Origin of the sequence: Thermus sediminis (assembly GCF_003426945.1) — a bacterium.
GTDB lineage: Bacteria > Deinococcota > Deinococci > Deinococcales > Thermaceae > Thermus > Thermus sediminis.
This window is the reverse complement of sequence record NZ_QURO01000004.1, coordinates 1290736-1317033: the sequence shown is the minus strand read 5'-3', so window position 1 is coordinate 1317033 and position 26298 is coordinate 1290736. Positions and strand designations below refer to the sequence as shown.

General features: G+C 68.4%; 25 protein-coding genes, 2 tRNA genes and 1 pseudogene. 14 read left to right on the top strand and 14 right to left on the bottom strand.

Translation table 11 applies throughout. From position 1 onward, the window contains the following. Positions 1 to 22 precede the first annotated feature (22 nt). Genes hemC through aceE form a run of 3 tightly spaced genes read right to left on the bottom strand, consistent with a single transcriptional unit; the run spans position 23 to position 4956 of the window. On the bottom strand, positions 23 to 934 hold the full coding sequence (gene hemC / locus ATI37_RS07640) for a hydroxymethylbilane synthase (RefSeq protein WP_117237832.1): 912 nt from the start codon (positions 932 to 934) through the stop codon (positions 23 to 25). A 33-nt stretch (positions 935 to 967) separates the two neighbouring features. Next, positions 968 to 2227, bottom strand: a complete 1260-nt coding sequence (locus tag ATI37_RS07635) for a 2-oxo acid dehydrogenase subunit E2 (protein WP_117237831.1) — start codon at positions 2225 to 2227, stop codon at positions 968 to 970. Positions 2228 to 2238: 11 nt separating this feature from the next. Continuing rightward, positions 2239 to 4956 carry a pyruvate dehydrogenase (acetyl-transferring), homodimeric type gene (aceE, locus tag ATI37_RS07630; protein WP_117237830.1) on the bottom strand — a complete coding sequence of 906 codons (2718 nt, stop codon included), beginning with the start codon at positions 4954 to 4956 and terminating at the stop codon, positions 2239 to 2241. 111 nt (positions 4957 to 5067) lie between these two features. On the opposite strand from aceE, the gene ATI37_RS07625 reads away from it, so the two are divergent. Continuing rightward, positions 5068 to 5925 (top strand): LysR family transcriptional regulator, encoded by an 858-nt coding sequence (locus ATI37_RS07625; RefSeq protein WP_117237829.1) that lies wholly within the window; start codon positions 5068 to 5070, stop codon positions 5923 to 5925. Between the two features lie 82 nt (positions 5926 to 6007). Here the strand turns inward: ATI37_RS07625 and ATI37_RS07620 are convergent, their stop codons facing one another. Next, the gene (locus tag ATI37_RS07620; protein ID WP_117237828.1) at positions 6008 to 6265 is read right to left on the bottom strand and encodes a hypothetical protein; all 258 of its coding nucleotides are present in this window, start codon (positions 6263 to 6265) and stop codon (positions 6008 to 6010) included. Then, the gene (locus ATI37_RS07615) at positions 6262 to 6525 is read right to left on the bottom strand and encodes a septum formation initiator family protein (RefSeq protein ID WP_117237827.1); all 264 of its coding nucleotides are present in this window, start codon (positions 6523 to 6525) and stop codon (positions 6262 to 6264) included. Before ATI37_RS07615 ends, ATI37_RS07620 begins: the two co-directional genes overlap by 4 nt. 190 nt (positions 6526 to 6715) lie before the next feature. Here ATI37_RS07615 and ATI37_RS07610 point away from each other — a divergent pair, with 190 nt between their 5' ends. Further along, positions 6716 to 7159 carry a Fur family transcriptional regulator gene (locus ATI37_RS07610; protein ID WP_117237826.1) on the top strand — a complete coding sequence of 148 codons (444 nt, stop codon included), beginning with the start codon at positions 6716 to 6718 and terminating at the stop codon, positions 7157 to 7159. 42 nt (positions 7160 to 7201) lie between these two features. On the opposite strand, the gene ATI37_RS07605 is transcribed toward ATI37_RS07610, so the two are convergent. Then, positions 7202 to 8590, bottom strand: coding sequence for a leucyl aminopeptidase (locus tag ATI37_RS07605; RefSeq protein ID WP_117237825.1), 1389 nt, complete (start codon positions 8588 to 8590; stop codon positions 7202 to 7204). Positions 8591 to 8632: 42 nt separating this feature from the next. On the opposite strand from ATI37_RS07605, the gene ATI37_RS07600 reads away from it, so the two are divergent. The 9 genes from ATI37_RS07600 (at position 8633) to ATI37_RS07560 (ending at position 17579) form a co-directional block, all read left to right on the top strand. Then, on the top strand, positions 8633 to 9517 hold the full coding sequence (locus ATI37_RS07600) for a DUF1385 domain-containing protein (protein ID WP_198665530.1): 885 nt from the start codon (positions 8633 to 8635) through the stop codon (positions 9515 to 9517). Next, positions 9514 to 10629, top strand: coding sequence for a tRNA 2-thiouridine(34) synthase MnmA (gene mnmA, locus ATI37_RS07595; RefSeq protein ID WP_117237824.1), 1116 nt, complete (start codon positions 9514 to 9516; stop codon positions 10627 to 10629). Before ATI37_RS07600 ends, mnmA begins: the two co-directional genes overlap by 4 nt. 35 nt (positions 10630 to 10664) lie before the next feature. After that, positions 10665 to 11636 carry a PstS family phosphate ABC transporter substrate-binding protein gene (locus ATI37_RS07590; RefSeq protein ID WP_117237823.1) on the top strand — a complete coding sequence of 324 codons (972 nt, stop codon included), beginning with the start codon at positions 10665 to 10667 and terminating at the stop codon, positions 11634 to 11636. Between the two features lie 67 nt (positions 11637 to 11703). Beyond that, positions 11704 to 12606 carry a phosphate ABC transporter permease subunit PstC gene (gene pstC, locus ATI37_RS07585; RefSeq protein WP_117238560.1) on the top strand — a complete coding sequence of 301 codons (903 nt, stop codon included), beginning with the start codon at positions 11704 to 11706 and terminating at the stop codon, positions 12604 to 12606. A 1-nt stretch (position 12607) separates the two neighbouring features. Continuing rightward, complete coding sequence (gene pstA / locus ATI37_RS07580; protein ID WP_117237822.1) at positions 12608 to 13813, top strand: phosphate ABC transporter permease PstA; 1206 nt, start codon at positions 12608 to 12610, stop codon at positions 13811 to 13813. After that, positions 13807 to 14622 (top strand): phosphate ABC transporter ATP-binding protein PstB, encoded by an 816-nt coding sequence (gene pstB, locus ATI37_RS07575; protein WP_117237821.1) that lies wholly within the window; start codon positions 13807 to 13809, stop codon positions 14620 to 14622. Before pstA ends, pstB begins: the two co-directional genes overlap by 7 nt. A gap of 10 nt (positions 14623 to 14632) precedes the next feature. After that, on the top strand, positions 14633 to 15805 hold the full coding sequence (locus tag ATI37_RS07570) for an MFS transporter (RefSeq protein WP_117237820.1): 1173 nt from the start codon (positions 14633 to 14635) through the stop codon (positions 15803 to 15805). Continuing rightward, complete coding sequence (recF, locus tag ATI37_RS07565) at positions 15805 to 16836, top strand: DNA replication/repair protein RecF (protein WP_117237819.1); 1032 nt, start codon at positions 15805 to 15807, stop codon at positions 16834 to 16836. Before ATI37_RS07570 ends, recF begins: the two co-directional genes overlap by 1 nt. After that, positions 16821 to 17579: a DUF721 domain-containing protein gene (locus tag ATI37_RS07560; protein WP_198665529.1), complete on the top strand. Its 759-nt coding sequence runs from the start codon at positions 16821 to 16823 to the stop codon at positions 17577 to 17579. The genes recF and ATI37_RS07560 overlap by 16 nt, the downstream gene beginning before the upstream one ends. A gap of 37 nt (positions 17580 to 17616) precedes the next feature. Here ATI37_RS07560 and ATI37_RS07555 read toward each other — a convergent pair. Both ATI37_RS07555 and ATI37_RS07550 read right to left on the bottom strand, forming a co-directional pair. Next, positions 17617 to 17693 (bottom strand) — tRNA-Val (locus tag ATI37_RS07555). 1 nt (position 17694) lies between these two features. Then, positions 17695 to 17769 (bottom strand) — tRNA-Glu (locus ATI37_RS07550). Between the two features lie 253 nt (positions 17770 to 18022). On the opposite strand from ATI37_RS07550, the gene ATI37_RS07545 reads away from it, so the two are divergent. After that, a complete protein-coding gene (locus ATI37_RS07545; RefSeq protein ID WP_198665528.1) occupies positions 18023 to 18214 on the top strand; it encodes a hypothetical protein in 192 nt (63 codons plus the stop codon). Positions 18215 to 18502: 288 nt separating this feature from the next. Here ATI37_RS07545 and ATI37_RS07540 read toward each other — a convergent pair whose 3' ends face one another. The 4 genes and pseudogenes from ATI37_RS07540 to ATI37_RS12675 form a co-directional block, all read right to left on the bottom strand. Further along, the gene (locus ATI37_RS07540) at positions 18503 to 19264 is read right to left on the bottom strand and encodes an SDR family oxidoreductase (protein ID WP_117237817.1); all 762 of its coding nucleotides are present in this window, start codon (positions 19262 to 19264) and stop codon (positions 18503 to 18505) included. Further along, positions 19264 to 20874 carry a long-chain fatty acid--CoA ligase gene (locus ATI37_RS07535; RefSeq protein WP_198665527.1) on the bottom strand — a complete coding sequence of 537 codons (1611 nt, stop codon included), beginning with the start codon at positions 20872 to 20874 and terminating at the stop codon, positions 19264 to 19266. The genes ATI37_RS07540 and ATI37_RS07535 overlap by 1 nt, the downstream gene beginning before the upstream one ends. 24 nt (positions 20875 to 20898) lie before the next feature. Further along, positions 20899 to 21075, bottom strand: coding sequence for a PaaI family thioesterase (locus ATI37_RS12680; protein WP_456300748.1), 177 nt, complete (start codon positions 21073 to 21075; stop codon positions 20899 to 20901). A gap of 1 nt (position 21076) precedes the next feature. Beyond that, positions 21077 to 21869, bottom strand: a pseudogene (locus ATI37_RS12675) (hypothetical protein). A gap of 266 nt (positions 21870 to 22135) precedes the next feature. Here ATI37_RS12675 and glpK point away from each other — a divergent pair. Together glpK and ATI37_RS07515 are read left to right on the top strand one after the other, a co-directional pair. Then, the gene (glpK, locus tag ATI37_RS07520; RefSeq protein ID WP_117236656.1) at positions 22136 to 23626 is read left to right on the top strand and encodes a glycerol kinase GlpK; all 1491 of its coding nucleotides are present in this window, start codon (positions 22136 to 22138) and stop codon (positions 23624 to 23626) included. Further along, positions 23623 to 25158 (top strand): glycerol-3-phosphate dehydrogenase/oxidase, encoded by a 1536-nt coding sequence (locus ATI37_RS07515; RefSeq protein WP_117237815.1) that lies wholly within the window; start codon positions 23623 to 23625, stop codon positions 25156 to 25158. The genes glpK and ATI37_RS07515 overlap by 4 nt, the downstream gene beginning before the upstream one ends. A 29-nt stretch (positions 25159 to 25187) precedes the next feature. On the opposite strand, the gene ATI37_RS07510 is transcribed toward ATI37_RS07515, so the two are convergent. Further along, positions 25188 to 25832, bottom strand: coding sequence for a histidine phosphatase family protein (locus ATI37_RS07510; RefSeq protein ID WP_117237814.1), 645 nt, complete (start codon positions 25830 to 25832; stop codon positions 25188 to 25190). Continuing rightward, positions 25829 to 26179: a DUF6285 domain-containing protein gene (locus ATI37_RS07505; protein WP_117237813.1), complete on the bottom strand. Its 351-nt coding sequence runs from the start codon at positions 26177 to 26179 to the stop codon at positions 25829 to 25831. The genes ATI37_RS07510 and ATI37_RS07505 overlap by 4 nt, the downstream gene beginning before the upstream one ends. Positions 26180 to 26298: the final 119 nt, after the last annotated feature.

The window sequence follows — 26298 nt, the reverse complement described above, 5'->3', positions numbered from 1 at the left end:
CTCAAAAGGGGCGGAAACTCCACTAAAGCGGTCGGGTTAGGGCCATAATCTCCCGCCCCCCCTGGTCCAGGATGTCCTGGGCCAGCTCCAGACCTAGCTCCTCCGCTTCAGAGGCCTCTCCCTCTATCTCCGCCCGGATGAAGCTCTTGCCGTCGGGGGAAAAGAGCCCCCCCTCCAGGAGCAGGGTGCCGTCCTCGCCCACCTGGGCCAAGGCTCCCACGGGGGCCAGGCACCCTGCCCCAAGGCCCCTGAGGAAGGCCCGCTCCGCCCGCACCCGGTCGTGGGAGGCGTGGTGGTGCAGGGCGTAGCTGAGCTCCTCCGCCAAATCGTCCCCCTGGCGCACCTCCAGGGCCAAGGCCCCCTGCCCCGGGGCGGGGAGCATGACCTCGGGCTCCAGGAACTGGTCTATGCGGTTCCTTAAGTCCAGCCTGATGAGCCCCGCCGCCGCCAGGACGATGGCGTCGTACTCCCCGCCCCCCAGGGCCGCCAAGCGGGTGTCCACATTGCCCCGGAGGTCCTTGACCAAAAGGTCCGGGCGGTGGGCGAGGAGCTGGGCCTTGCGCCTGATGGAGCTGGTGCCCACCACCGCCCCCTTGGGGAGGTCCTCCAGGCGCTTAAAGGCCTTGCCCAGGAAGGTATCCCTGGGGTCTTGGCGCCTGGGGATGGCGGCGATCTTGAGGCCTTTGGGCTCCTCGGTGGGAAGGTCCTTCAGGGAGTGGACGGCGATGTCGATTTCCCGGGAAAGGAGGGCCTCCTGAAGCTCCTTGACGAAGATGGCCTGCTCCTTGGGGTCTGCTCCCTGGTCCCCCCGGGTCCTCACGGTCTTCACCTTGAACTCGGCCTCGGGCCAGCTCTCCTTGAGGCGCTCCACCACCCACCGGGTCTGGGCCAGGGCCAAGGCGCTACCCCGGGTTCCCACCACGATGACGCGCATACTTTCCCATACTACACGAGAAACTTGGGAAACCTACGCCAAGGCCAGGCCCAAGGGGTCTTCCAGAAGCCCGGCCAGGTGGCGGCAGAAGCGGGCGGCCTCGGCCCCGTCGATGACGCGGTGGTCGTAGGTGAGGCTGAAGGGCATGTAGAGCCTGGGCAAAAAGGCCTCCTTCTCCGCATCCCAAACGGGCTTCATCTGGGAGCGGGAGACCCCCAGGATGGCCACCTCGGGCCAGTTGACGATGGGGGTGAAGCCCGTCCCCCCAATCCCTCCCAGGTTGGAGAGGCTGAAGGTGCCCCCCTGCATCTCCTCCGGGGTGAGCTTCCGCTCCCGGGCCCTTTCGGAGATCTCCTGGAGCGCCTTGGCCAGGGCCAGGACTCCCTTTTTGTCCACGTCCCGGATCACGGGGACCAGGAGGCCATGGGGGGTGTCCACGGCCACGCCGATGTGGACGTAGTCCTTGTAGATGACCTCCTGCCTCTCCGCGTCAAGGGAGGCGTTGAACTTGGGGAAGGCCTTGAGGGTAAGGGCCAGGGCCTTGAGCAGGAAAGCGGTCAGGGTGAGGCGGAAACCCCCCTCCTCTGCCCTCTTGGCGTAAGCCTTGCGCAAGGCCTCGAGGTCGGTGATGTCCGCCTCGTCAAAGTGGGTGACCATGGGCACCTGGGCCCAGGCCTGGGCCATGGCCCTCATGGTGGCCTTCCGCACGCCGCCCATGGGCTCGGCGCGCACCGGGCCCCACCGGCTGAAGTCGGGGAGCCTGGGCGTAGGGGGTGGGGCCTCGGGGGCCGCCGGGGCCAGGACCTGGGCCGCCGCCCGGCGCACGTCCTCCGCGGTGATGCGGCCGGCAAGCCCCGTACCCCGGACCTCCCTTATCTCCACCCCCAGCTCCCGGGCCAGCCGCCTAACCGAGGGGGCAGCGGGGACGAGGCGGGGGGCCTCCTGGGGTTTGGCAGGGGCGGGAACGGCCGCCGGAGGCTGGCGAGGGGCCTTCCCCTCGGGGACCTCTTCGGGTAGCGCCTCCCTTTGGGGCGCCGCTTCTTCAGGGCTTGCGGGAACGGCTTCGGCCTCCAGCTCCAAGAAGGTTTGGCCCGGCCGGACCTCGTCCCCCACCTTGACCAGGACCCGCCGCACCACCCCGCCCGCCTCGGCGGGCACCTCCATGACCGCCTTGTCCGTCTCTAGCTCCAAAAGGGGCTGGCCGGGGGCCACCTGGTCCCCCTCCTTGACCAGAACCCCCACCACCGTGGCCAGGGCCACGTTGTCGCCCAGTTCGGGAATCCTGAGCTCCATCCCGCCTCCTCCTACCGCCTGTGGGGGGGCGTCTCCCCCAGGCTAAGCCTAAGGCCTTCCTTGGCCTCCTTGAGCACCTTTTGGGAAAGCTCCCCCCCCTCCACAAGGAGGGCCAAGGCTGCGTAGGCGATGTGCCGGGCGTCCACCTCAAAGAAGTCCCGCAGGGCCTCCCGGGTGTCGGAGCGGCCGAAGCCGTCGGTGCCCAGGGCGCAGAAGGGGCGGCCCACGTGGTCCCGCACTAGGCTGGGCAGGGCCTTGAGGTAGTCGGTGGCCGCCACCACCGGGCCCTCGTGGCCCTCGAGGACCTGGGCCACGTAGGGCTTCCTGGCCTTGCCCAGAAGCCGCCGCTCCCTTTCCGCCTCCACGGCATCCAGATAGAGGGCTTTGTAACTGGTAACACTCCAGACGTCGGCCACCACCCCATGGTCCCTAAGGAGCTCCTGGGCCTTCAGGGCCTCTCTGAGAACGGGGCCGGTGCCGAAGAGCTGGACCCTCTTGCCCTTCCCCTCCCCCTGGCGGAAGAGGTAAATCCCCCTGAGGATGCCCTCCCTAACCGCCTCCCTGGGCTCGGGCATGGGGGGGTGGGGGTAGTTCTCGTTCTCTATGGTGATGTAGTAGAAGACGTCCTCCCCCTCCCGGTACATGCGCCTTAGGCCATCCTCTAGGACCACGGCGAACTCGTAGGCAAAGGCGGGGTCGTAGGCCAGGAGGTTGGGGGGGGCCAAGGCGTAGAGGTGGCTCTGGCCGTCCTGGTGCTGCAGGCCCTCCCCCTCCAAGGTGGTGCGCCCCGCCGTGGCCCCCAAGAGGAAGCCCCGGGTGCGCTGGTCGGCAGCGGCCCAGACCAGGTCGCCGATCCGTTGCAGGCCGAACATGGAGTAGGTGATGAAGAAGGGGATGGTGGGGGTGCCCCAGTGGGCGTAGGCGGTGCCCGCAGCGATGAACTCGGCCATGGCCCCGGCCTCGGTGATGCCCTCCTCCAGGATCTGCCCCTCCTTGCTCTCTTTGTAGGCGGTGAGGGTGCCCGCGTCCACGGGGATGTAGAGCTGGCCCTGGGGGGAGTAGATGCCCACCTGGGCGATCAGGGCCTCCATGCCGAAGGTCCTGGCCTCGTCGGGGACGATGGGCACGATGAGCTTCCCGATCACCGGGTGGCGGAGCATCTTGGCCAGGATGCGCACGAAGGCCATGGTGGTGGAGATCTCCCGCCCTCCCGAGCCCTCGTAGAACTCCCGGAAGAACTCCTCCCCCGGGACCTCGAGGCCCCCCTTGAAGCGCACCCGCCTCTCGGGCACGAAGCCGCCCAAGGCCCTCCTGCGCTCCAGGAGGTAGCGCACCTCAGGGGAGTCCGGCCCCGGGTGGTAGTAAGGGAGCTCCCCAAGCTTCTCCTCGGGGATGGGGATCCCCAGGAAGGCCCGGGCCTCCTTGAGGTCCTCCTCGGTGAGCTTCTTCACCTGGTGGGCCACGTTCTTGGCCATGGCCGTGGGCCCCATACCGTAGCCCTTGATGGTTCGGGCCAGGATGACCACCGGGCTCCCCCGGTGCTCCACCGCGGCCTTGTAGGCGGCGTAGATCTTCCCGAGGTCATGCCCACCCCGGGCCCGGGTGAGCTCGGTGAGCTCCTCATCCGCCATGCCCTCGATAAGCCCCTTGAGCTCCGGGGTGTTGAAGAAGCGCTCCCTGAGCTCCTTACCCCCGAAGGCGGCGTAGCGCTGGCTTTCCCCGTCCACCAGGGCCTCAAAGCGGCGGAGGAGGTGCCCCTCCTGCTCCTTGGCCAAGAGCCTGTCCCAGGCCGAGCCCCAGACCAGCTTGATGACCCGCCAACCCGCCCCCCGGTAGAGCCTCTCCAGCTCCTGGATGATCTTGGAGTTGCCGCGCACGGGCCCGTCCAGGCGCTGGAGGTTGCAGTTCACCACGAAGATGAGGTTGTCCAGCCCCTCCCGAGCGGCGAGGTGCAAGGCCCCCACGGTCTCGGGCTCGTCGTGCTCCCCATCCCCCAGGAAGGCCCAGACCTTGGCGGAGCCCTTGGGCTTTAGGCCCCGGTCCTCCAGGTAGCGTATGAAGCGGGCCTGGTAGATGGCCTGGATGGGCCCCAGGCCCATGGAGACCGTGGGGAACTCCCAGAAGTCCGGCATGAGCCAAGGGTGAGGGTAGCTGGAAAGCCCCCGCCCCCCCGCCACGGGGGGGTGGACCTCCCGGCGGAAGTTCTCCAGATCCTTTTCGGAAAGCCTCCCCTCCAGGAAGGCGCGGGCGTAGTTGCCTGGGGAAGAGTGCCCCTGAAAGAAGACCAGGTCCCGGTCCAGACCCGCCTCTGGCCCGCGGAAGAAGTGGTGGAAGCCCACCTCGTAAAGCTCGGCGATGGAGGCGTAGGTGGAGATGTGCCCCCCGATCCCGTCCGCCTTCTTGTTGGCCCGGGCGACCATCATGGCCGCGTTCCAGCGCAGGATGTTGGCGATGCGGCGCTCCAGCTCCAGGTCCCCGGGGTAGGGGGGCTCCAGCTCCTTGGGGATGGTGTTCAGGTAGGGGCTGTTGAGGCGGTTCTGGGGAAAGAAGCCCCGGAGGTAGAGGTATTCGTCCAGGTGACGCAGAAGCTCCTCCACCCGCTCGGGGCCTTCCACCTGGAGCACGTACTCCAGGGACTCCCGCCACTCCTGGTTCTCCGTCTCCCGAAGCCTGGCCAGCTCCTCCGGGGAGAGGCTTTCCCAGGCTTCCTTGAGCTCCCTTTCCGTCATGCTTCCCCCTTGGGCGAAAATACACTACACCGACTCACCCTTTAGTTTCGGGCAGAAGGGGGGGTTTGTCCAATAGCGAAGGGGTGCCCAAAGCGATAAGATTTCCCTATCATGAACCTGCGGCGCCTGCGCCTTTTCCTCCTCCTCTCGGAAGAGAGGAACTTCCACCGGGCGGCGGAAAGGGCCTACCTCTCCCAGCCGGCCCTCTCCCAGCAGATAAAGGCCCTGGAGCGGGAGCTAGGGGTGAGGCTCCTGGAGCGCCGCCCCTTCCGCCTGACCCCGGCAGGGGAGGCGCTGAGGCGGGAGGGAGAGCGGCTCCTCCTGGAGGTGGAGGCCCTGAAGGAAAGGGTGCGCCGGGCGGGGCGGGAGAGCCTGCGGTTTGGGGTGCCGGAGAATCTCCTGCCCGACCTCATGCCCCTCCTGGACCACTTACGCCGGGGCCTGGGGGAGGCGGTGGAGGTCTTGGAGATGCACACCCCCGAGCAGGTCAAGGCCCTGAAGGAGGACCGCCTGGACTACGGCCTGGCCGGGCTCAAGGTGGAGGACCCGGACATCGGGGCAGAGCCCCTTTTCAAGGTGCCCATCGTGGCCCTCCTGCCCGAGAACCACCCCTTGGCCCAGGAGGAACGGGTGCCCCTACGGGCCCTGAGGGAGGAACCCTTCCTCCTCCTGCCCAGGGAGACCCTACCCCCTTTGCACGAAGCCTTTCTCGAGGTCTTCCGCCAGGCGGGCTTCACCCCCAAGGTGGTGCGGGAGGTGGCCCGCTTTCCCCAGGCGGTCAGCCTAGTGGCCGCTGGGGTGGGGATTCACCTCACGCTGGCCCCCTATCGGGTCTACCCCCATCCAGGAACGGTTCTAAAGCCCCTGGCGGAGGAGCCTGCCCTACAGGTTTCCCTCATCTACCGCAAGGAACCCCCACCCCCTAGGCTCGCCGAGGTGCGGGGGCTTCTCGGGTCCTGGGCCCCCTGAGCATCCCCAGGGTGGGGGCCCAGGGATACCACGCCCAAGGCCCCGAGCGTTCCACCGCGCGGAAGGGCCAAGGAGGGGCCCCTTAGCCCTTGAGGCCTGGCATCTCGTCCCCGCCCCAGGCCAGTTCCACCAGGCCGATCAGATCCCCCACAGGGACCCCGTAGTCCCGGGAGAGGCGGGTGATCCCATGCCCCAGGCGGCGCAGATGGGAAAGCTGGGCGGGGTCCATATCCTCGATCATGCCTAGAAGCCAGTCAAGGAGGACTTGGGCTTCCTCATCGGTGAGGCCATCGGTAAGGGCCTCGTCTTCCAAGAGGAGGCGGGCGGGATCTTCCCTCATCGCCTCTTCAGTACCTCCTCCGAGTGCACCAGGCCTAGCCTGCGGGCCAGAGCCTCCAGATGGGCGGGGTCCTTGGCCGCAGCCACCAGAGCCTCGAGGCGGGCCACCGCCGCCTCCTTTTTTTCCAGCTCGGCCTCGAGGCGGGCCCGTTCCTGGGAGAGCTTTCGGGCCCGCACCCCCTCCTGGGCCAGGAGGAAAAGGGCGTGGGCCAACCCCAGGGCGAAGACCAGATGGAGGATGCGGTAGATGGGCCTTTCCAAAGCGGTCTTATTGTACCATGGCCCACCAGAAAACCAGGGATGCGCTCCGAAATCAAAGGGGAAAGCCGAGGGGAAATGGGTGCAGAGAGGCGCAGAGGGCGGGGGATCGTGGCCTGTCTGACAGACCGTCCGAGGGGTGTTGCATCAGCCCGCCCTGGGTGTATACTGGAACCGTAAGGAAGGAGAAGCCATGCCAAGGACCAAGGAAAAGGAGAACTACCGGACGCGGCTGAAGGCGGTGGGCCTGCGGCATACCCTGCCGCGGGAGCGGATCCTGAGCTTCCTGGACCGCAAGAACGTCCACCCCACCCCTGAGGAGCTCTACCAGGGGCTGAAGAGGCGGGGCTACGACATCGGCCTCTCCACCGTCTATCTCAACCTGCACGTCCTCCGGGAGCACGGGCTCATCTACGAGTTCAAGGACCCCAAGGGCTACACCCGTTACGACGGCTACAACGAGCCCCACGCCCACCTGGTCTGCATCGCCTGCGGCAAGGTGGAGGACCTCCTCCTGAAGAACCTCCCCGAGTTGGACGTGAACCCCGCCCTCCAGGCCGCTGCGGAGCGGGCGGGCTGGGCGCTAGAGGGGTTCCGGCTGGAGTTTCGGGGCCGGTGCCCCAGCTGCCAGAAGTAACCCAACGGTGAGGAGGGCCCGGGGGGGCTTCCCCGGGCCCCTCTATCGCAGGGACTGGGCTACTTCCAGGATCGTCCGCACCCCGAATCCCGTCCCCCCCTCGGGGCCCAGGGCGTGGCCCTTTTTGGCGAAGGCGGGCCCGGCGATGTCCAGGTGGACCAGGGGCACCTTCACGAACTCCGAAAGGAATAAGGCGGCGGTGATGGCCCCGCCGTTTCGGTCCCCTACGTTCTTCAGGTCGGCCACGGGGCTTTTCAGCTTCTCCCGGTAGGCGCTTTCCAGGGGCAGGGGCCAGACCTTCTCCCCCGCCCTCCCCGCCGCCTCCTGGACCAGGCCTCCCCAGGAGGGCTCCGTGGCGAAGAGGGCCGCCACCTCCTCCCCCAGGGCCACCACCGCAGCCCCCGTGAGGGTGGAAAGCTCCAGGATGCGCTCCGCCCCCTCCCTCTCCGCGTAGAAAAGGGCGTCCGCCAGGGTGAGGCGGCCCTCGGCGTCGGTGTTCATCACCTCCACCGTCTTGCCGGAAAGGGTCTTGAGCACGTCCCCCACCCGGTAGGCCCGGCCTGAGATCATGTTCTCGCAGGCGGCGATGTAGCCCTTGAGCTCCACAGGGATGCCCAGGAGGGCAGCGGCCTTCACGGCTCCCATGACGGCGGCGGCCCCCGCCATGTCGCCCTTCATGGTGGCCATGCCCTCCGTGGGCTTGAGGGAGTAGCCCCCGGAGTCAAAGGTGAGGCCCTTGCCCACCAGGTCCAGCCGGGCCTTGGCCCCAGGGGGAGCGTAGCGGAGCTGGATGAAGCGGGGCGGGTTGGCCGAGCCCTGGGCCACGGCCAAGAAGGCCCCCATGCCCAGGCGGGCGATGGCCTCCTCGTCCAGGACCTCCACCTCAACCCCCAAGGCCCTAAGCTCCAGGGCCCTTTCCGCCAGGGCCTCCGGGGTGAGGAGGTTTGGGGGCTCGTTCACCAGGTCCCGGGCCAGGTAGACCCCTTGGGCCACCTTCCTGGCCCTCTCCAAAACCGCCTCCTCCACCCCGGGGAGGTGGAGGGTGAGGGGCCTTTCCTCCCTTTCCGACTTGTGGCGGTGGAAGCGGTAGGCCCCTAGGAGAAGCCCCTCCACCAGGGGGTAGGCCTCCTCCAGGGGCTCCACCAGGGCCCCGGGGAAGCGAAGCCTCTGGAGGGCCTGGGCGAGCCTCCCCCCGCTACCCCTGGCGTCCTCCCCTAGGCCAAAGAGGAGGACCTGGCCCTCCGGGGTGGCCAGGAGAAGGCTCTCCCCCTCCTTGAGGGAGACCCCCTCCAAGGCCCGCCTAAGGGCCCCCCCTAGGCGGGCGTCCAGGGCCTCCCCCTGGGGAAGGAGCCTCCCCTCCTTCACCCAGACCACCTTGAGGGGGGCCTCGCCTTCGGCCAGGGAAGCCTCGGTGCGGGAGAGCGTGATCACACCTTGGGTTATACCACGCCTCCCCGTGGCAGAATAGGAAGGATGCGGCTTTTCCTCCTCTCCAAGCAGGCGACCCTCGGGGGGGCGGCGGCCCTCGAGGGGGTCGTGATGAAGGCCCCCTGGGCCTGGGCCCTGGCGGTGCGCCTCCCCGATGGCCAGGTCCACGTGGAGCGCCACGAGGAAAAGGCCCTGAGCACGCGCTACCCCTGGGCCAGGCTTCCCCTCCTCCGCGGGGTGGTGGCCCTTGTGGACGCCCTTTCCGTGAGCTACCGGGCCTTGGCCCGGAGCGCAGAGCTGGTGGGGGGAGAGGAGGAGATGCCCAAGGGAGCCCTCTGGGGTACCATCCTCTTCAGTCTCCTCCTGGGCATCGCCCTCTTCATCGTGCTTCCCGGCTTCCTTTCTGGGCTTCTCCTGGATCCCGCCCGCTACCCCGTCCTCTACAACCTCCTGGCGGGCCTCATCAAGGTGGGCATCCTGGTGGGCTACCTCCTCTTCATCGGGCGCATGCCGGAGATCCGCCGCTTCTTCATGTACCACGGGGCGGAGCACAAGGCCATCCACGCCTACGAGAAGGGGCTTCCCCTCACCGTGGAGAACGTCATGGCCCAGCCCCGCTTCCACCCCCGGTGCGGCACCACCTTTATCGCCTTCGTCATCGCGGTCTCGGTCCTGGTCTACAGCCTCATCCCCGCCCCCGAGGTCCTCTGGTGGCGGCTCTTGGCCAGGGTCCTCTTCCTGCCCCTGGTGGCGGCCCTGGCCTTTGAGCTCCTCTACTTCTCCGCCCGTCACGAGGACCCCATCTCCCGCCTCTTGAGGGAGCTCGGCTTCCGCTTCCAGGCCCTCACCGTGGCCGAGCCCACCCCGGACATGGTGGAGGTGGCCATCCGGAGTACGGAGGCAGCGGTGGGGGAGAAGGTGGTGGCATGAGGGGAAGCGTCCTCGTGGCCATGTCCGGAGGGGTGGACTCCTCCGTCTCCGCCTACCTCCTTAAGGAGGCAGGCTACGAGGTGGCGGGGGCCATGATGCGCTTCTGGCCCGACCTGCCCCCCATGAGCCTCGAGGGGGAAGGGGGCCGGGCCTGGGAGAGCTGCTGCACCCCGGACGCCGCCTACGAGGCGAGGCGGGTGGCGGACCTCCTCGGCATCCCCTTCTACCTCTTGGACTACCGGGAGGTCTTTGAGGAGGCCATCATCGCCCCCTTCCTAGAGGGCTATGCCCGGGGGCGCACCCCCAACCCCTGCGCCCGCTGCAACACCTTCGTGAAGTTCGGGGCCCTCCTCAGGCAGGCAAGGAGGCTTGGCCTGGACTACGTGGCCACCGGGCACTACGTCAGGAGGGAGGGGGAGGCCCTCCTAAGGGGCCTGGACCCCCAAAAGGACCAGAGCTACTTCCTCTGGGGCACCCCCAAGGAGGCCCTCCCCCACCTCCTCTTCCCCGTGGGGCACCTCACCAAGAAGGAGGTGCGCCAGATCGCCGAGCGGGCGGGCCTGCCCACAGCCAAGAAGCCGGAGAGCCAGAACCTCTGCTTCGTGGCCGGGGACCTGAAGGGCTTCCTGAAGGAGCGCCTGAAGGTAAGGCCCGGCCCCCTGGTGGACGCCCTCACTGGGGAGGTGGTGGGGGAGCACGAGGGGGCGGGCCTCTACACCCTGGGCCAGCGGAAGGGCCTAGGCCTCCGGAAGAGCCACCTGGAGCGCTACGTGGTGGGCCTGGACGTGGAGGGGAACGTGGTCTACGTGGGGCCCAAGGAGGCCGCCCTCTTCGGGGGGATGGAGGGGGAGGAGGTAAACCTCCTGGCCGGGCTGGGCGAGGAGGTGGAGGTCCAGGTGCGCTACCGCACACCTCCCGTTTGGGCCAAGGTGGAGTCCCTAAACCCCCTTCGCCTCCGCTTCAGGAGCCCTGTCTTCGCCGTGACCCCGGGGCAGAGCGCCGCCTTCTACCGGGGGGAGAGGCTTCTCGGGGGGGCGGTGATCCGCCGGGGGCTTTACAATCTGGCCGGCCTTGACCCTACCTTGACAAAGGATACCTTGACATTCTCCTGACACGAGGCTGCCATCCTTACGGTGGGAGGGTTGCGATGAGCAAGAAATGGACGTTAGGACTGGCGGTCTTGGCGGTAGCGGGAACGGGCTTGGCCCAGATCCGCGCAGATGGCTCCTCCACGGTCTACCCCATCACCCAGGCGGTGGCGGAGGAGTACATCCAGAGGAACCCGGGGGTTAGGATCGCCGTGGCCTTCTCCGGCACCGGGGGCGGGTTCAGGAAGTTCTGCCGCGGGGAGACCGATATCCAAAACGCCAGCCGCCCCATCAGGAAGTCCGAGCTGGAGGAGTGCGAGAGGAACGGGATCCGGTTCATTGAGATTCCCATCGCTTACGATGCCCTTACCGTGGTCGTGAGCAACCGGAACACCTGGGCCACCTGCCTGAGGACCAGCGAGCTCAAGGCCATCTGGGAGCCCAACTCCAGGGTGACCCTCTGGTCCGATGTGCGGAGGGAGTGGCCCAGGGCCCGCATCGTCCTCTACGGCCCCGGCACCGACTCCGGCACCTTTGACTACTTCACCGAGGCCATCATGGGCCGGTCGGGAGCCTCGCGCACGGACTTCTTCCCTTCTGAAGACGACAACATCATCCTCCGTGGGGTAGCGGCGGGCCCCTACACCCTGGGCTACTTTGGCTTCGCCTACTACGAGGAGAACAAGGGCAAGGTCAAGTCGGTGAGCATCGACAACGGCAGGGGCTGCGTGGCGCCCTCTCGCGAGAGCGTGCTGGACGGAACCTACCAGCCCCTGGCCCGGCCCCTCTTCATCTATGTGAACGTGCGGAGCCTGGAGCGCAGGGAGGTCCAGGACTTCCTAAACTTCTACCTCTCCCCCCAGGCCCGCCGGGCCATCCGGGCCACGGGTTACGTGGATCTCCCCGCCGACGTCTACAGCCTCGGTCAGGAACTGGTGAACCGCAGGAGGACCGGCACCTTCTTCATGGACCTTCCTCCGGCCACTCCCCTGTCCAGGTTCGTGGAGGAGCTGAGGAGGGAGCTGCGGTAAACTGACTGGGGAAAGGGGGTGGGGGTCGCCCCCACCCCTTATCCACAGAATAGAAATGAACAAGGATATGGACCTCCTACGCCAGCGCCCTTCCCGCAACCCCAGGGATATCTCCGCCTTCGTCCTCCTCCTCCTCCTTGCCTCTGTGACCCTTCTCACCACCTTGGGGGTGGTCCTAAGCCTCCTGGAGGAGGTGTTGGAGTTCTTCCGCCGGGTACCCTTGACGGAGTTCCTCTTCGCCCGGGAGTGGACCCCCCTCTTTGCTGAACCCCGCTACGGCGTCGCCCCCCTCATCACCGGCACCCTGTTGGTCACGTTCATCGCCCTGACCGTGGCCGTTCCCTTGGGGCTGGCCCTGGCCGTCTACCTCTCCGAGCTGGCCCCCCATGGGGTGCGGGCCCGCATCATGGGGGTCCTGGAGCTTTTTGAAGGCATCCCCACCGTGGTCTTCGGCTACTTCGCCCTCCTCACCGTGACCCCCTTCCTCCAGCAGTTCATCCCCGGGTTGCAGCTCTTCAACCCCCTTTCGGCGGGCATCGTCATGGGCTTCGCCATCATCCCCTACGTGTCCAACGTAGCCGCAGACGCCATGCAATCCGTGCCCCGGGCTATCCGGGAGGCCGCCTATGCCCTAGGGGGCAGGCCCTACGAGGTGGCCCTGAGGGTGGTCTTCCCCGCCGCCATCTCCGGGATCATCGCCGCCATCATCCTGGCCACCAGCCGGGCCATCGGGGAGACCATGATCGTGGCCATCGCCGCGGGGCAGCGCCCCACCCTAACCCTGGACCCCAGGGAGACCATCGCCACCATGACCAGCTTCATCGTCCAGGCAGCCACCGGGGACCAGCCCGCGGGCTCCACCGCCTCCTTGTCCCTCTTCGCCGTGGGGGCTACCCTCTTCCTCATGACCCTAGGCCTCAACATCCTGGCCCAGTACGTGGTGGAGCGCTACAGGGAGCGGTATGAGTGAGATGAGTGAGCGCGTATTAGGCAAGGCCGCGGGCCAAGACCCTTGGAAGGCGCGGATAGACCGGGTCTTCGCCCGCGCCCTGGTCCTTCCCCTCATCCTGGCGCTGGCCCTCCTCTCCTGGCTCCTCCTGGACACCACCTACCGGAGCTTTTCCGTACAGGTGGTGCGCTCCGACGTGGGTCTTTCCCAAACCTTCCCCCTGGGCACCCCCTGGCAGGAAGCCCTGAGGGTGGCCCTCCTTCAGGAGGGCTATACGGAGGAGGAGGCCGAGGCCCTGCTCCAAGACCCTAGGGAGCTCAGCGTCCTCCTCAACCAGAACCGGGTGGAGCTCATGTGGAACACCCACGAGGGGCCTTTGCGCTATGTGGTCACGAACTCGTGGGACGACCGTATCCTGGACTTGCCTCTCCTCGAGGGCCTGAGGCGCTGGGAGGAGCTCAAGGCCGAGCTTGGAGAAGGGGAAAGGCTGGTCCTCAATCCCTGGCTGGACCAGACCTTCTTCTCCCGTTTCCCCTCCCGCAACCCCCTCGTTGCCGGGATCGGGGTGGCCGTGGCCGGCACGGTCTGGGTCCTCACCTTGGCCCTCCTCATCGCCATCCCCGTGGGGGTAGGGACGGCCATCCTCCTGGAGGAGTACCTGCGGGAGGGGCGGCTCAACCGGGTCCTCGAGGTCAACCTCCGCAACCTGGCCGGGGTACCCTCCATCGTCTACGGGCTCCTGGGCCTGGCCCTTTTTGTGCGGGAGTTCGGGCTGGGGCCCACCATCCTGGCGGCTGCCATGACCCTGGCCCTTCTGGGCATCCCCGTGATCACCGTGACGGCCAGGGAGGCCCTGAGGGCCGTGCCCGACTCAATCCGCCAGGCGGCCTTCGCCCTGGGGGCTACCCGTAGCCAGGTGGTCTTCCGGGTGGTCTTTCCCGCCGCCCTCCCCGGGGTGGTCACCGGGGTCATCCTCTCCGCCGCCCGCCTCATTGGGGAGGCCGCTCCCCTGCTCCTGGTGGGGGCAGCCGCCTTCGTCCCCTTCTACCCTTCGGGCCCCCTTTCCGAATACACGGTCATCCCCGTCCAGATCTACCTCTGGGTCAGCCAACCCCAGGTCGAGTTCGCCCGGGTGGCCGCAGCGGGCATCCTGGCCATGCTCTTGGTCCTCTCCGGCCTCTACCTGGCCGCCCTTTACCTGAGGAACCGCTTCAGGAGGGAATGGTGAAACTGGAGATATTGCAAGATCACCAGACGGTTCGCACCGCGCCCGTACCCGAGGCCGAAGCCCTGGTGGACGTCCGCAACCTCAGCCTTTTCTACGGGAACAAGCAGGCCCTCTTTGACATCAACGTCCGCTTCCCCAAAAGGCAGGTGACCGCCATCATCGGCCCCTCGGGGTGCGGTAAGAGCACCCTCCTCCGCGCCCTCAACCGGATGAACGACCTCATCCCTGGAGTGCGGATCACGGGGGAGGTCCTCTACGAAGGGATAAACATCTACGACCCCCGGGTGGACCCGGTGGCGGTGCGGCGGCACATCGGCATGCTCTTCCAAAAGCCAAACCCCTTCCCCAAGACCATCTTTGAGAACGTCGCCTTCGGCCTCCGCCTCATGGGGGTAAAGGGAAGCGAGCTGGAAGACCGGGTGGTGGAGGCCCTGAAGCGGGCAGCCCTCTGGGAGGAGGTCCAGGACATCTACAAGAAGCAGAGCGGCCTGAGGCTTTCTGGTGGGCAGCAGCAGCGGCTCTGCATCGCCCGGGCCATCGCCGTGGAGCCGCCCCTCCTCCTCATGGACGAGCCCACCAGCGCCCTGGATCCCATCTCCACCCAGGCCATAGAGGACCTTATCCTGGAACTCAAAAGCCGCTACACGGTGATCATCGTCACCCACAACATGCAACAGGCCGCACGGGTCTCTGACCGCACCCTTTTCATGCACCTGGGGGTCCTGGTGGAGGAGGGCCCCACCGAGGAGCTGTTCACCAAACCCAAACACCCCTACACCGAAGCCTACATCACCGGGCGCTTCGGTTAGACTCTGGGGGATGTCCCCCCTGGGCCTCCTCTTCCTCACCCTCTTCAACAGCGTCCTGGGGCTTTCCATCCTCTTCCCCATCCTGGGGCCTTTGGGCCGGGAACTGGGCCTAAGCGAAGTCCAGGTGGGCCTCTTCTCCACGGGCTACGCCCTCATGCAGTTTCTCCTCTCCCCCTACTGGGGCAGGCGGAGCGAGGGGGGAAGGAAGCCCATCCTCCTCCTGGGCATCCTGGGATTTGCCCTGAGCTTTTTCCTCTTTGGCCTCGTTGCCCTTTTGGGGCAAAAGGGCCTCCTCCCCCAGGACCTCCTCTTCGCCCTTCTCCTTTTTTCCCGCCTCCTGGGGGGGGCCTTCAGCTCCGCCACCCTGCCCACGGCCCAGGCCTACGTGGCCGACGTGACCGGCCGGGAAAGCCGCGTGGGGGGAATGGCCCTCCTGGGAGCAGCTTTTGGCCTGGCGGTGATCCTGGGGCCTGCCTTGGGGGCAGGGCTCGCCGCCCTTTTCGGCCTTCTGGCCCCGGTCTTCTTCTCCGTGGGGATCGCCCTTCTGAACGCCCTCTTTGTCCACATGGTCCTTCCCGAGTCCCGGCCTAGGGGCGTTGGGAAAGGGGCCCGGCTTTCCCCCCTGGACCCCAGGGTCTTTCCCCTTCTCCTCTTGGGCTTTGCCCTCAACCTTTCGGCTGTGGCTCTGGAACAAACGGTGGCCTTTTATTTCCAAGACCGCCTGGGGCTATCCGGGGTGGACACAGCCCGGGCCGTGGGGATGGCCTTGGTCCTCTACGGTCTGGTGGCCGTATTCGTCCAGGGGTTCTTGGTGCGGTGGCTTGCCTGGCCACCCAGGACCCTCCTCCTCCTTGGCCTCCCCGTGAGCATCCTGGGCTTTTTGCTCCTGGTTTTCGCCCAGAGCTTCCCGGCCCTGACCCTGGGCCTGGCCCTCCAGGGGGCAGGGGCAGCCCTGGCCGGGCCTGGGGTGACGGCCGCCCTCTCCCTGGCTGTAAAGGAAGAGGAGCAGGGCCCGGTGGCGGGGCTCAACAGCGCCGCCCAGGCCCTGGGGCGGATGCTGGGGCCCGTCCTGGGGACGGGGCTTTACCGCCTGGCCCCTGAGGCCCCCTACCTCCTGGGGGCCGGGCTCCTCTTCCTGGCCCTCCTCTTCCTGCCCGCCCTTTCCCTTAGGGTTCGGCTCTGATGCGGCTCCTACTCTTCCGCCAAAGGAACTTCCGCAACCTGGGCTTTTCCGAGTTCCGCCCCCCCCCAGGCCCCTTCGCCCTGGTGGGGAGAAACGCCCAGGGGAAGACCAGCCTGCTTTTCGCCATCCACTTGGCCCTAGGCGGGGAGGTGCGGGGAGCCTTGGCGGACCTGGTGCGCTTTGGGGAGCAGGAGGCCTGGCTCCAGGCCGAGGTGGAGGCGGAACTCGGGGTCTACAGGGTGGAACACAGGATCACCCCCGAGGGGCGGGAGATCCGCCTAAACGAAAAACCTGTGGGCCTCAGGGCCCTCTACGAGCTCCCCGGCTCGGTCCTGGTGCTTCCCGAGGATGTGGAGGTGGTCCTGGGCTCCAAGGAGGAGAGGCGGGCGTTCCTGGATCGCCTCCTTTCCCGCTTCTCCCGGCGCTATGGCGCGCTCCTTGCCGCCTACGAGAGGGTCCTCCGGCAGCGGAACGCCCTCCTGAAGGCGGGAGGGAATGGCTTGGAGGTCTGGGACCGGGAGCTCGTTCGCTACGGGGAGGAGATCATGGCCTTGAGGCGGCGCTTTTTGCGCCGCTTCCTCCCCATCTTCCAGGAGGTCCACCGGGCCTTAGCCCCCCTCGAGGCCGACCTGAGGCTGGAGGAGAGCGTGGCAGGGGATTTCCTCCAGGCCCTGAAGTCCAAGCGGGCGGAGGAGGGCTTGCGGGGACAGACCCTCCTCGGCCCCCACCGGGACGACCTGGTCTTCCTCCTCGAGGGCCGCCCCGCCCACCGCTTCGCCAGTCGGGGGGAGGCCAGGAGTCTGGCCCTGGCCCTGCGCCTGGCGGAGCACCGCCTCCTCGCCGAACACCACGGGGACCCCCCCCTTCTCCTGGTGGACGAGTGGAGCGAAGAGCTGGACGAAGGCAGGCGAAGGACCGTCCTGGCCTACGCCAAGGGGCTCCCCCAGGTGATCCTGGCAGGGCTTCTGGCCCCGGAGGGGATGCCGGTATGCTCTATAGAGGGGGGGGTGGTCCTGTGCCCCGGAAGCTAGAGGAGGTCATCCCCGAGGCCCTGAGGCGGGCCGGGGGTGAGGAGCGGCTCAGGCGGGGGTTGGTGCTGGCCGCCTGGCGGGAGGTGGCGGGGCGGGAGCTGGCCCGGATCACGGAGGCCGTCGCCCTGGAAGGGGAAACCCTCCTAGTCCAAGTACCCGACCCTGTGGTGGCCCACCAGCTCACCTATAGCCGCCTGGCCCTCCTCAAGCGCTACGAGGCCCGCTTTCCCGGCATGGTCAAGGAGATCCGCTTCCAGGTGGGAAAGCTGGAGGCCAAGGCCGAAGGGGAAGGCGGGGTTTCGCCTCCAGGGCCGTCCCCCGAGGCTAGCCGCAAGGCCTTGGCCTTGGCGGAAAAGGCTCCCCCGGGGCTGCGGGAGGCCGTGGCCCGGGCCGCCCTGGCCCTCCTCGCCAGGCGGAGGGGAAGCCCCTGCCCCCTCTGCGAGGCCCCCAGCCAAACCCACCCCTGTCCCACCTGCCGCCGCCTTTTGGGAGATCTCGGGGTGCGCAAGGAGGCGGAGCGCCTCAAGCGGGGAAAGCCCACCGGGCTTGCCGGGGAGGCCCTCCTGGTGGCCCGGCACCTGGCCCGAACAGCCCTTTTGCAGGAGATGCGGGACCTCTACCCCGAGGCCCTGCGCAAGGAAGAGCTTAGGCCCCTCCTCGAGGACCTGGCCCGGCGCTTCCAAGCCCTCTTCCCCGAGGAACCCCTCCCCGAGGGGGTGCGTAGCCTCCTAAAAGGGCCTTAAAGAAAAACCCCGTCTCCCAAAGAGACGGGGCAGGGACTGGTGGGCGGCAGAGGACTTGAACCTCTGGCCTCTCGCTTGTAAGGCGAGCGCTCTCGCCAGCTGAGCTAGCCGCCCATGGTGACCCCAGGGGGAATCGAACCCCCGTTTCGGCCTTGAGAGGGCCGCGTCCTAACCGCTAGACGATGGGGCCAGCCGAAGGGGAAGCCTCAGCTCCCCTACCCCATTCAGTTTAGGGGCTTCCCCCCCCAGCTTCAAGTCCCCAGGAGGGCCTGCCAGACTTACTGGTATGCCTCTTTTGGGTAGACAAGGGGCCGTGACCCTGGGCGAAGCCCTGGGCCAGATTCCTGGCCCTTGGGCCCACAACAAGCGGTATCCTCTGACCACCCCACGGTGCCCAGAAAGCCCTCCTCATCTTCCCCGAAGGGGACCTGGGGGAGATCGCGGTGGTGGACGGGAAGACCCTCCGGGGAAGCGGCAAAGGGGACAGCCCCCAGGTGGGGCTGGTGGGGGTGCTGGCCCCGCACCTCCTGGACCCGTTTGCCCACGGGCAAAGCGGCGCCACCCTGGCCCAGGCCAAGGTGGAGGGAAGGGAAGACCGGGCGCTGCTGGGGTTCTTGGAGCCGTCGGCCGCATAGGCGCCTTTCCCGGGACCTGCCAGGTGGTGCGCTTGGAGCGGGAGGCGGTGCGCAAGGCCACGGGGGAGGGGCGTTGGAGGCCCTGGGGGGCGTCCTGCCTGAAAGGGCATCCGGTCTTGGAGGCCTTTGCGAAGATGGAGGCCCTCCTCTTGACCATAGACCGAAGACCAAGAGAAGGGGATGGATAAAAGGGGTGAATGGGGATCTGGAAAAGGGGCTTCTTGCCTTACTGCGGGCGAGGGGCATGGGCGCCTTGGGGCTTCCCTGACCTCGAGGGCGCCCTAAGGCCTAAAGGGCTGCGGCCCCACCGTCCACGGGGAGGACGGCCCCCGTGATGTAGTCCGAGGCCGGGCTGGCCAGGAAGAGGACCGCGCCCCCCAGCTCCCCCGGCTGCCCCGGTCGGCCCAAGGGCAGGGTGGCCTTTAGGAGGGGCTCCGCACGGGGAAGGACCTTCTCCGTCATCCGCGTGGGGAAGAAGCCGGGGGCCAGGGCGTTGACCCGGATGCCCCATCTCCCCCACTTCACCGCCAAGTCCCGGGTGAGGGCGATCACCCCACCCTTGGAGGCGGAGTAGCCCACGGCGTCCAGGACCTCGGGGTATTCCCCCTTGAGCCCGGCCACGGAGGCGATGTGGACGATCTTGCCGTAGCCCCTTTCCTTCATGCGCCTGGCGGCCACTCGGCTGGCCAGAAGGGCCCCCACCAGGTTCACCTCCAGGACCTCCCGCACCTTCTCTACTGGCATCTCCAGGCTGGGAGCACCCCAGCTGATCCCCGCCGCGTTCACCAGGATGGTGAGAGGGCCGAGTCTCTCCTCCACCAGCTCCGCAGCCTCCTCCAACCGAGCCTCGTCCCGCACGTCCCCTTCCAGGTAGAGGGCGTCCTCTCCCAGAGCCTTCCTAGCCTCTTCCAAGAAACCGGCCCGACGGGCCAAGACGGCCACCCTAGCCCCCGCCTCCTTCAGGGCCAGGGCCGCCTCGAGGCCAAGCCCCCGGGAGCCCCCGGTGACCAGGGCCGCTTTGCCATCCAGGCGAAAGCGCTCCAGAAACATCAGGCTCCTCCCCCAAAAAAGTCCCTGTACCTCTCCCTAAGAGCCCGCTTCAAGAACTTGCCCGCGCTCGTCCTGGGGATCTCCTCCACGAAGACGCAGGCGTCGGGGAGCTGCCACCGGGCGAAGCCCGCCTTTAGGAGGTGCGCGCTGAGCTCCTCGGGGGTGGGCTCCTCCCCCCTGGGCACCACCACCGCCAGGGGCCTCTCCTGCCACCTGGAGTGGGGGATGGCCACCACCGCCGCCCCCCTCACCTGGGGGTGGCCCATGAGGGCGTTCTCCAGGTCCACGCTGGAGATCCACTCCCCGCCCGACTTGATGAGGTCCTTGAGGCGGTCCTTGATCTCCAGGTAGCCCTCCTCGTCCCAGACGGCGATGTCCCCGGTGCGGAACCAGCCGTCTTGGGTGAGGGCCCTTTGGCTCGCTTCCTCGTTCCTGTAGTAGCCCTGGGTGACCCAGGGCCCCTTGAGCTGGATCTCCCCCATGGCCTTCCCATCCTTGGGCACGGGCCTTCCCTCCTCATCCGCCACCCGGAGGCGCACCAGGGGGATGGGGAGGCCGGTCTTGGCCTTGAGGGCGATCCTTTCCTCTGGGGAGAGGCGGGCCTCCAGGTGGCTCTTGACGAAGTTTTGCACCACCACCGGGGAGGTCTCGGTGAGGCCATAGCCCTGGCGCACCTCTATCCCCATGCGTTCAAGGCGCTCCACCAGGCTCCTTGGAGCCGCAGAACCCCCCACCACCAGGCGCTTCAGGGTTCTAAGGCGGTGGCCGGTCCTTTCCAGGTGGTCCGCCAGGGCCAGCCAGACCGTGGGCACCCCAGCGGTGAAGGTCACCCCCTCCCCGTCCAAGAGCTCCACCAGGGAGGCGGGATCCAGCCTGGGCCCGGGGAGGACCTGTGTGGCCCCTAGCAGGGTGGCGGCGTGGGGAAGGCACCAGGCGTTCACGTGGAACATGGGGACTACCGGCAGGACCACATCCCTTTCGGAGAGGGCGGTGCCGTCCTCCAGGTTGGCGGCCAGGGTGTGGAGGACCAAGGCCCGGTGGCTGTAGACCACGCCCTTGGGAAGCCCCGTGGTCCCGGTGGTGTAGGCCATGCCACAGGCCGCCCGCTCAGGGACCCGCACCGGGTCCCTTTCCTCCCCCAGGACCTCCTCGTAGGCCAGGTAGCCCTCAAGGGCCCTATCGTCTATGGCCACGAAGTGGGCCACGGTCTTGAGCTCGGGGCGGAGGGCCTCCACCAGGGGGAGGAGCTGGGGGTCAAAGAGGAGGACCCGGTCCTCGGCGTGGTTGAGGATGTAGGCGATCTCCTTGGGGGAGAGGCGGGGGTTAGCGGTGCGGAGGACGGCCCCCATCCCCGGCACGGCGAAGTAGGCCTCGAGGTGGCGGAAGTGGTTGAAGCCCAGGGTGGCCACCCGGTCCCCCACGCCCACCCCCAGGGCCCCTAGTCCCCCCATGAGCCGCCGGGCCCGGCGGTGGACCTCGGCGTAGGTGGTGCGGTGGACCTCCCCGGTGTGGAGGCGGGAGACCACCTCCTTCTTCCCGAAAAGCTCCGCCGCCCGCTCCAGGATGTCCCAAAGGTTTAGCTCCTCGTCCATCATGGTGCTTAAAAGCACGCCTCCACCTCCTTTGGCCCAAGTCTACCTTCCTCCTTGGGCCCGGTCCGGCTCCAGACGATAAAAGGTGCCCTTGGCGAAGGCCACGGGGCTCCCCTCCAGGTAGATCTCCCCCACCGCATGGGCTAGCCGCCTCCCCAGGTGGAGGACGCGGCCCCTAGCCAACAGGCTGCCGCCCCGTACCGGCCTCAGGTAGCTCACCTCAAAACTTGCACCTCCCGCATAGCCCGCATAAACCTTCCCCCCTTGCCCCTCGCAGACCCGCGCCGCCATGGGAGCCGCCTCTCGCCAGGCAAGCCCACCCCACCCCTCGCCCACCCGCACCCAGTGGGCCGGCAGGGAAAGCACCAAAAAGCGGTGCGCCCCAAGAGGTGTCCGCCGCCCAAACTGCCCCAGGGAGAACTCTCCCTTCGCGGCACGGAAGAAGTGCTCAACCTTGAACCTCCTCCTCCCCCAGGTGAGCGCGGTCCGGGCGGTGGTAGGAAAGGTGGTACCAGACCACTCAGACCGGGAAGGAAAGCCCCCGCAGATGGACCCTCACCCCTTGGCGCCTCAGGTCCGAAAGCCTCCCCCCTCCCGCCAGCCGCCCGTCCCGCCGCATCCCCACCACCGCCACCCGTATCCGGAAGGCCCGGCGCGTCCAGGGCGGGAGGGAGGCCAGGAAGGAGAGGGCCTTTTCCCCTTTACCCCGAAAGAGACGGTAGGCCCAGGGGAGGCGGAGGTCTCTGTAGACGAGGGACCACCAGATGGAGCTCCCCCTTGCCGTGAAAGATGTGAAAGAAGAGGACAGGTCCAGGACCACCAGGAGGCGGGGCTTGGGGCCTTTTCCCCTCCTGGCCTGGTCTAGGGCCACTTGCCTTGGTCCTGGAGAAACAGGAGAGGGGGGCTTTGAGGGATTCCCGGAGGTGGGGGCTTGGCCAAAGGGCTAGGAGGGGGGAAGGACCCTGTGGTGCATGGCACCCGTCATCTGAGGGGAAACCCGCGGCCCCTTTCAAGGGGTCCCCCCGAGCATAACTATCCCCGGAATACATAAGTGCAAGTTTCTAGATTAGAGAAGATCCCAGTTTTTGCTAGGGAAGGGGCGGTTATTCCCATAGGAAACTTTGCCCAAAGGGCGGAGGAGGTGGATGTGGAGGGGGTTCTCCTCGTGGGCGAGACGGCCGGTAGGGGAAGGGAGCCTGGAGCAAAGGTTTTGGGGGCTTTGCCGGGGGATTTCAGCCTGGCCCTCCTCCTGTGAGCCGAGGCTTTTACGGGAGGCGTTATGAGTTACTTACTAGCCCTAGACCAGGGGACCACCTCCAGCCGGGCCATCCTCTTCACCCCGGAGGGGGAGGTGGTGGGGATGGCCCGGCGAGAGTTTCGGCAGCACTACCCGGCCCCGGGCCTGGTGGAGCACGACCCCGAGGAGATCTGGGAGACCCAGGCATGGGCGGCCCGGGAGGTTTTGCGCCAGGCGGGGGTGGACCCCGGGGCGGTGGTGGCCCTGGGGATCACCAACCAGCGGGAGACCACCCTGGTGTGGGACCGGGCCACGGGGAGGCCCTTCCACCGGGCCATCGTCTGGCAGGACCGGCGCACGGCCCCCTTGTGCGAGGCCCTGAGGGGGAGGGGCTTGGAGCCCCTTTTCCGGGAGCGCACGGGCCTCCTCCTGGACCCCTACTTCTCCGGCACCAAGCTCCTTTGGCTTCTGGAAAACGTCCCCGGGCTGCGGGCGAAGGGGGAGAGGGGGGAGGCCCTCTTCGGCACCGTGGACACCTGGCTCCTCTGGCGGCTCACCGGGGGCAGGGTGCACGCCACCGACCCCACGAACGCCAGCCGCACCCTGCTTTTCAACCTGCACACCCTCTCTTGGGACGGGGAGCTTCTGGACCTCCTGGGGATTCCCCGGGCCATGCTTCCCGAGGTGCGCCCTTCGGACGGGGAGTTTGGGGAAGCCCTTGGGGAGCTCTTTGGGGCCCCCATTCCCATCCGCGGGGTTCTTGGGGACCAGCAGGCGGCCCTCTTTGGCCAGGCGGCCCTCTTGGCGGGGGAGGGGAAGTGCACCTACGGCACGGGGGCCTTTCTCCTCCTGAACACGGGGGAAAAGCCCGTCCCTTCCCAGAGGGGCCTCCTCACCACCGTGGCCTGGCAGCTAGGGGGAAGGGCCACCTACGCCCTGGAGGGGAGCATCTTCGTGGCGGGGGCGGCTGTCCAGTGGCTGAAGGAGGTGGGCCTCCTGGGGGAGGAGGGGGAGGTGGAGGCCCTGGCGGGGGGTGTGGCGGACACGGGCGGCGTCTACCTGGTCCCCGCCTTCACCGGCCTGGGGGCCCCCTACTGGGACCCCTACGCCCGGGGGGCCATCCTGGGCCTGACCCGGGGGACCACCAAGGCCCACCTGGCCCGGGCGGCCCTGGAGGGGGTGGCCTTCCTGGTGGCCGAGGTGGCGGAGGCCATGGCGGGGGAGGCGGGTCTCCCCCTCCGGGAGCTCCGGGTGGACGGGGGCATGGCGGGGAACGACCTCTTCCTCCAGATCCAGGCCGACCTCCTGGGGAGGGGGGTGGCCCGGCCCCGGGTGACGGAGACCACGGCCCTGGGGGCGGCCCTCATGGCGGGGGTAGGGGCTGGGGTGCTGGACCTGGAGGGGGTGCGGGGGGCCTGGGGCCTGGGGGCCCGCTTCCTCCCCCGGATGCCCGAGGAGCGCCGCCAGGCCCTCTGGCGGGGGTGGCGGCGGGCGGTGGAGCGGGCCCTGGGCTTCGCCAGGGAGGGAGCGTGACGGACCGGGAAGCCCTCTTTGAAAGGCTAAGGGAACCCTGGGACCTCCTCGTCCTGGGGGGCGGGGCCACGGGGGCGGGGGTGTTGTGGGAGGCTACCCTGAGGGGCCTGAAGGCCGCCTTGGTGGAGGCGAAGGACTTCGCCTCGGGGACGAGCTCCCGCTCCACCAAGCTCCTCCACGGGGGGGTGCGGTACCTGGAGCTCGCGGTGCGGCGCCTGGACCCTCGCCAGCTCCGGTTGGTGCGGGAGGCCCTGGGGGAGAGGCGGGTGGTCCTGGGGCTCGCCCCCCACCTGGCCCGGCCCCTCACCCTGGTCACCCCCCTCTTCCGGCCCCTGGAGATCCCCTACTACTGGGCGGGCCTCAAGCTCTACGACCTCCTTTCGGGGAGGAGGTGGCTGGCCCCAAGCCGCTACCTCCCCCCGGGGGCGGTGCGGGCCCTCTTCCCCGACCTCCCGCCCACCCTGGGGGGCGTGGCCTACGCGGATGGGCAGTTTGAGGACTTCCGCCTGAACCTGGCCCTTATCCTCTCCGCCCTGGAGCGGGGGGGCGTGGCCCTGAACCACGCCCAGGCCAAGGCCCTCCTCCTGGAGGGGGGGAGGGTGCGGGGGGCGGTGGTGGAGGACCGCCTCACGGGGAGGGAGGTGGAGGTCTGGGCCAAGGCGGTGGTGAACGCCACCGGCCCTTTGGCGGACGGGGTGCGCCGCCTCCTGGACCCCGACCTCCCTCCCCTCCTCACCCCCTCTAGCGGGGCCCACCTGGTCCTGGACTACCCCTTGGAGGCGGGCCTCCTCCTCCCCCGGACCCGAGACGGCCGGGTCCTCTTCCTCTTGCCCTACCGGGGGAGGGCCCTCCTGGGGACCACGGACCTCCCCGCCGGGCCCACCCCCTGCCCCCTCCCCCGGGAGGAGGAGGTGGCCTACCTCCTGGAGGAGGTCCGCCCCTACCTGGGGGACCTCTCGGGCCGGGTGCGGGCGGCCTGGTCGGGCCTGAGGCCCCTGGTGGGGAGGGGGGAGACCCGGTTCCTCGTGCGGGACCACCACATAGAGGCCCGGGGGGGCCTCTACACCCTGGTGGGGGGGAAGTGGACCACCTTCCGCCTCATGGCCCGGGACCTGGTGGAGCGGGTGGCCGGGGACCTGGGCCTCACCCTCCCCCCCTCCTCCTCCCACGCCACCCCCCTCCTGGGGGCGGGCCCCAGGCCTCCTTTGGACCTTCCGGAAGGGGTGGCGGAGCACCTCTACGCCACCTACGGCGTCCTGGCCCCTAAGGTGGCGGCCCTTGGGGATAGGCCCCTCCTTCCCGGGCTGCCCTACCTGGAGGGGGAGGTGGTGTGGGCCGTGGGGCGGGAGCTTGCCAGGAAGCCCCTGGACGTCCTGGCCCGGAGGATGGGCCTGGCCCTCCTGGACCGGGAGCAGGCCCTCCTGGCCTTGCCCCGGGTGGTGGAGCGCATGGCCCCCCTCCTGGGCTGGGACGAGGGGCGGAGGCGGGCGGAGCAGGAGGAGGCCAAGGAAGCCCTGCCGGGGCTCTGCTAATGGGTTCCGGCTCCTTTCCCCGAGCCCGCTTATTCCCGCTCGTAGGCCTCCCAGAGGGCCTCCATGGTGGTCCTGCGGTCCTTGGGGAGGGGGTCATGGGGGGTGAGGTTGTGGAGGCGGAGGAGGGCCTTTTCCCCGTCCAGGTCCAGGACGGAGAGGCCGCAGGGGTGGACCTCCAGGGGGAGGAAGCCCCTTTGCCCGGTGAGGGCGTAGGAGAGGAGGGCCCGGATCACCCCGCCGTGGGCCACGAGGAGGAGGGTGTCCCAGGGTTGGGCCAGGAGGCGGGCGTAGGCGGCGAGGACCCGGTCCAGGAAGTCCCGGTAGCGCTCCCCGCCCAGGAAGCGGTCCGAGGGGTCATTGGGGGAGAAGGCCTGGAGGAAGGCCCCTTTGGGGTCTTCCAGGTCCCTAAGCCTTCCCGGGCGGATCTCCTGGAACTCGGGCCAGGCCTCCAGGGGGACGGGGCGGCCCTTCAGGATGATCTCGGCGGTCTCCTGGGTCCTCCTGAGCCCGGAGTGGACGGTCCGGTCCAGGGGGACCCCTTGGAGGAGCTCCCCCACGGCCTCGGCCTGGGCCCGGCCCCTGGGGGTGAGGCCCACCTCCTCCGGGGGGACGGGCCGCCCTCCGGGGAAGTAGTCCACCTCCCCGTGGCGCAGGAGGAGGAGGCGGCGCCTCATGGGTAGCGCTCCAGGAGCTTGGGGTTGGCCAGGAGGAGCTTCCGCCGCACGTGGGCCTTGAGGAAGGCGGGGGTGGCCTCGGGGGCCTGGCCCTGGCGGATCCTCCGGGCCAGTTCCTGGAGGAGGGCCTCCCGCTCCCCGGCCTTCCCGAGAAGGGCCTGGAGTTCCGCCGTTTCTTCCCCCTTGAGGGCCTCCCCTTGAGAGGCTTCCCGGCGGGCGATGCTTAGGGCGTTCAGGGCCACCAGGAGCTGGAAGCGGAGCCTGGGGTCGCCCACGGTGGGCAGGACCTCCCGTTCCAGGAACTCCCCCACCGCCTCCAGGAGTTCGTCCAGGGTGGGCCTATCCATAGCCTTCCAGGAGATGAAGGATCTCGTACTCCATCTCGGCGGCAAGCCTCCCCAGGACGGCGAGCTCCACGCTGCGCTCCTCGCCCCTGAGGTGCCGCCTGGCCTGCTTCAGGGCCCCC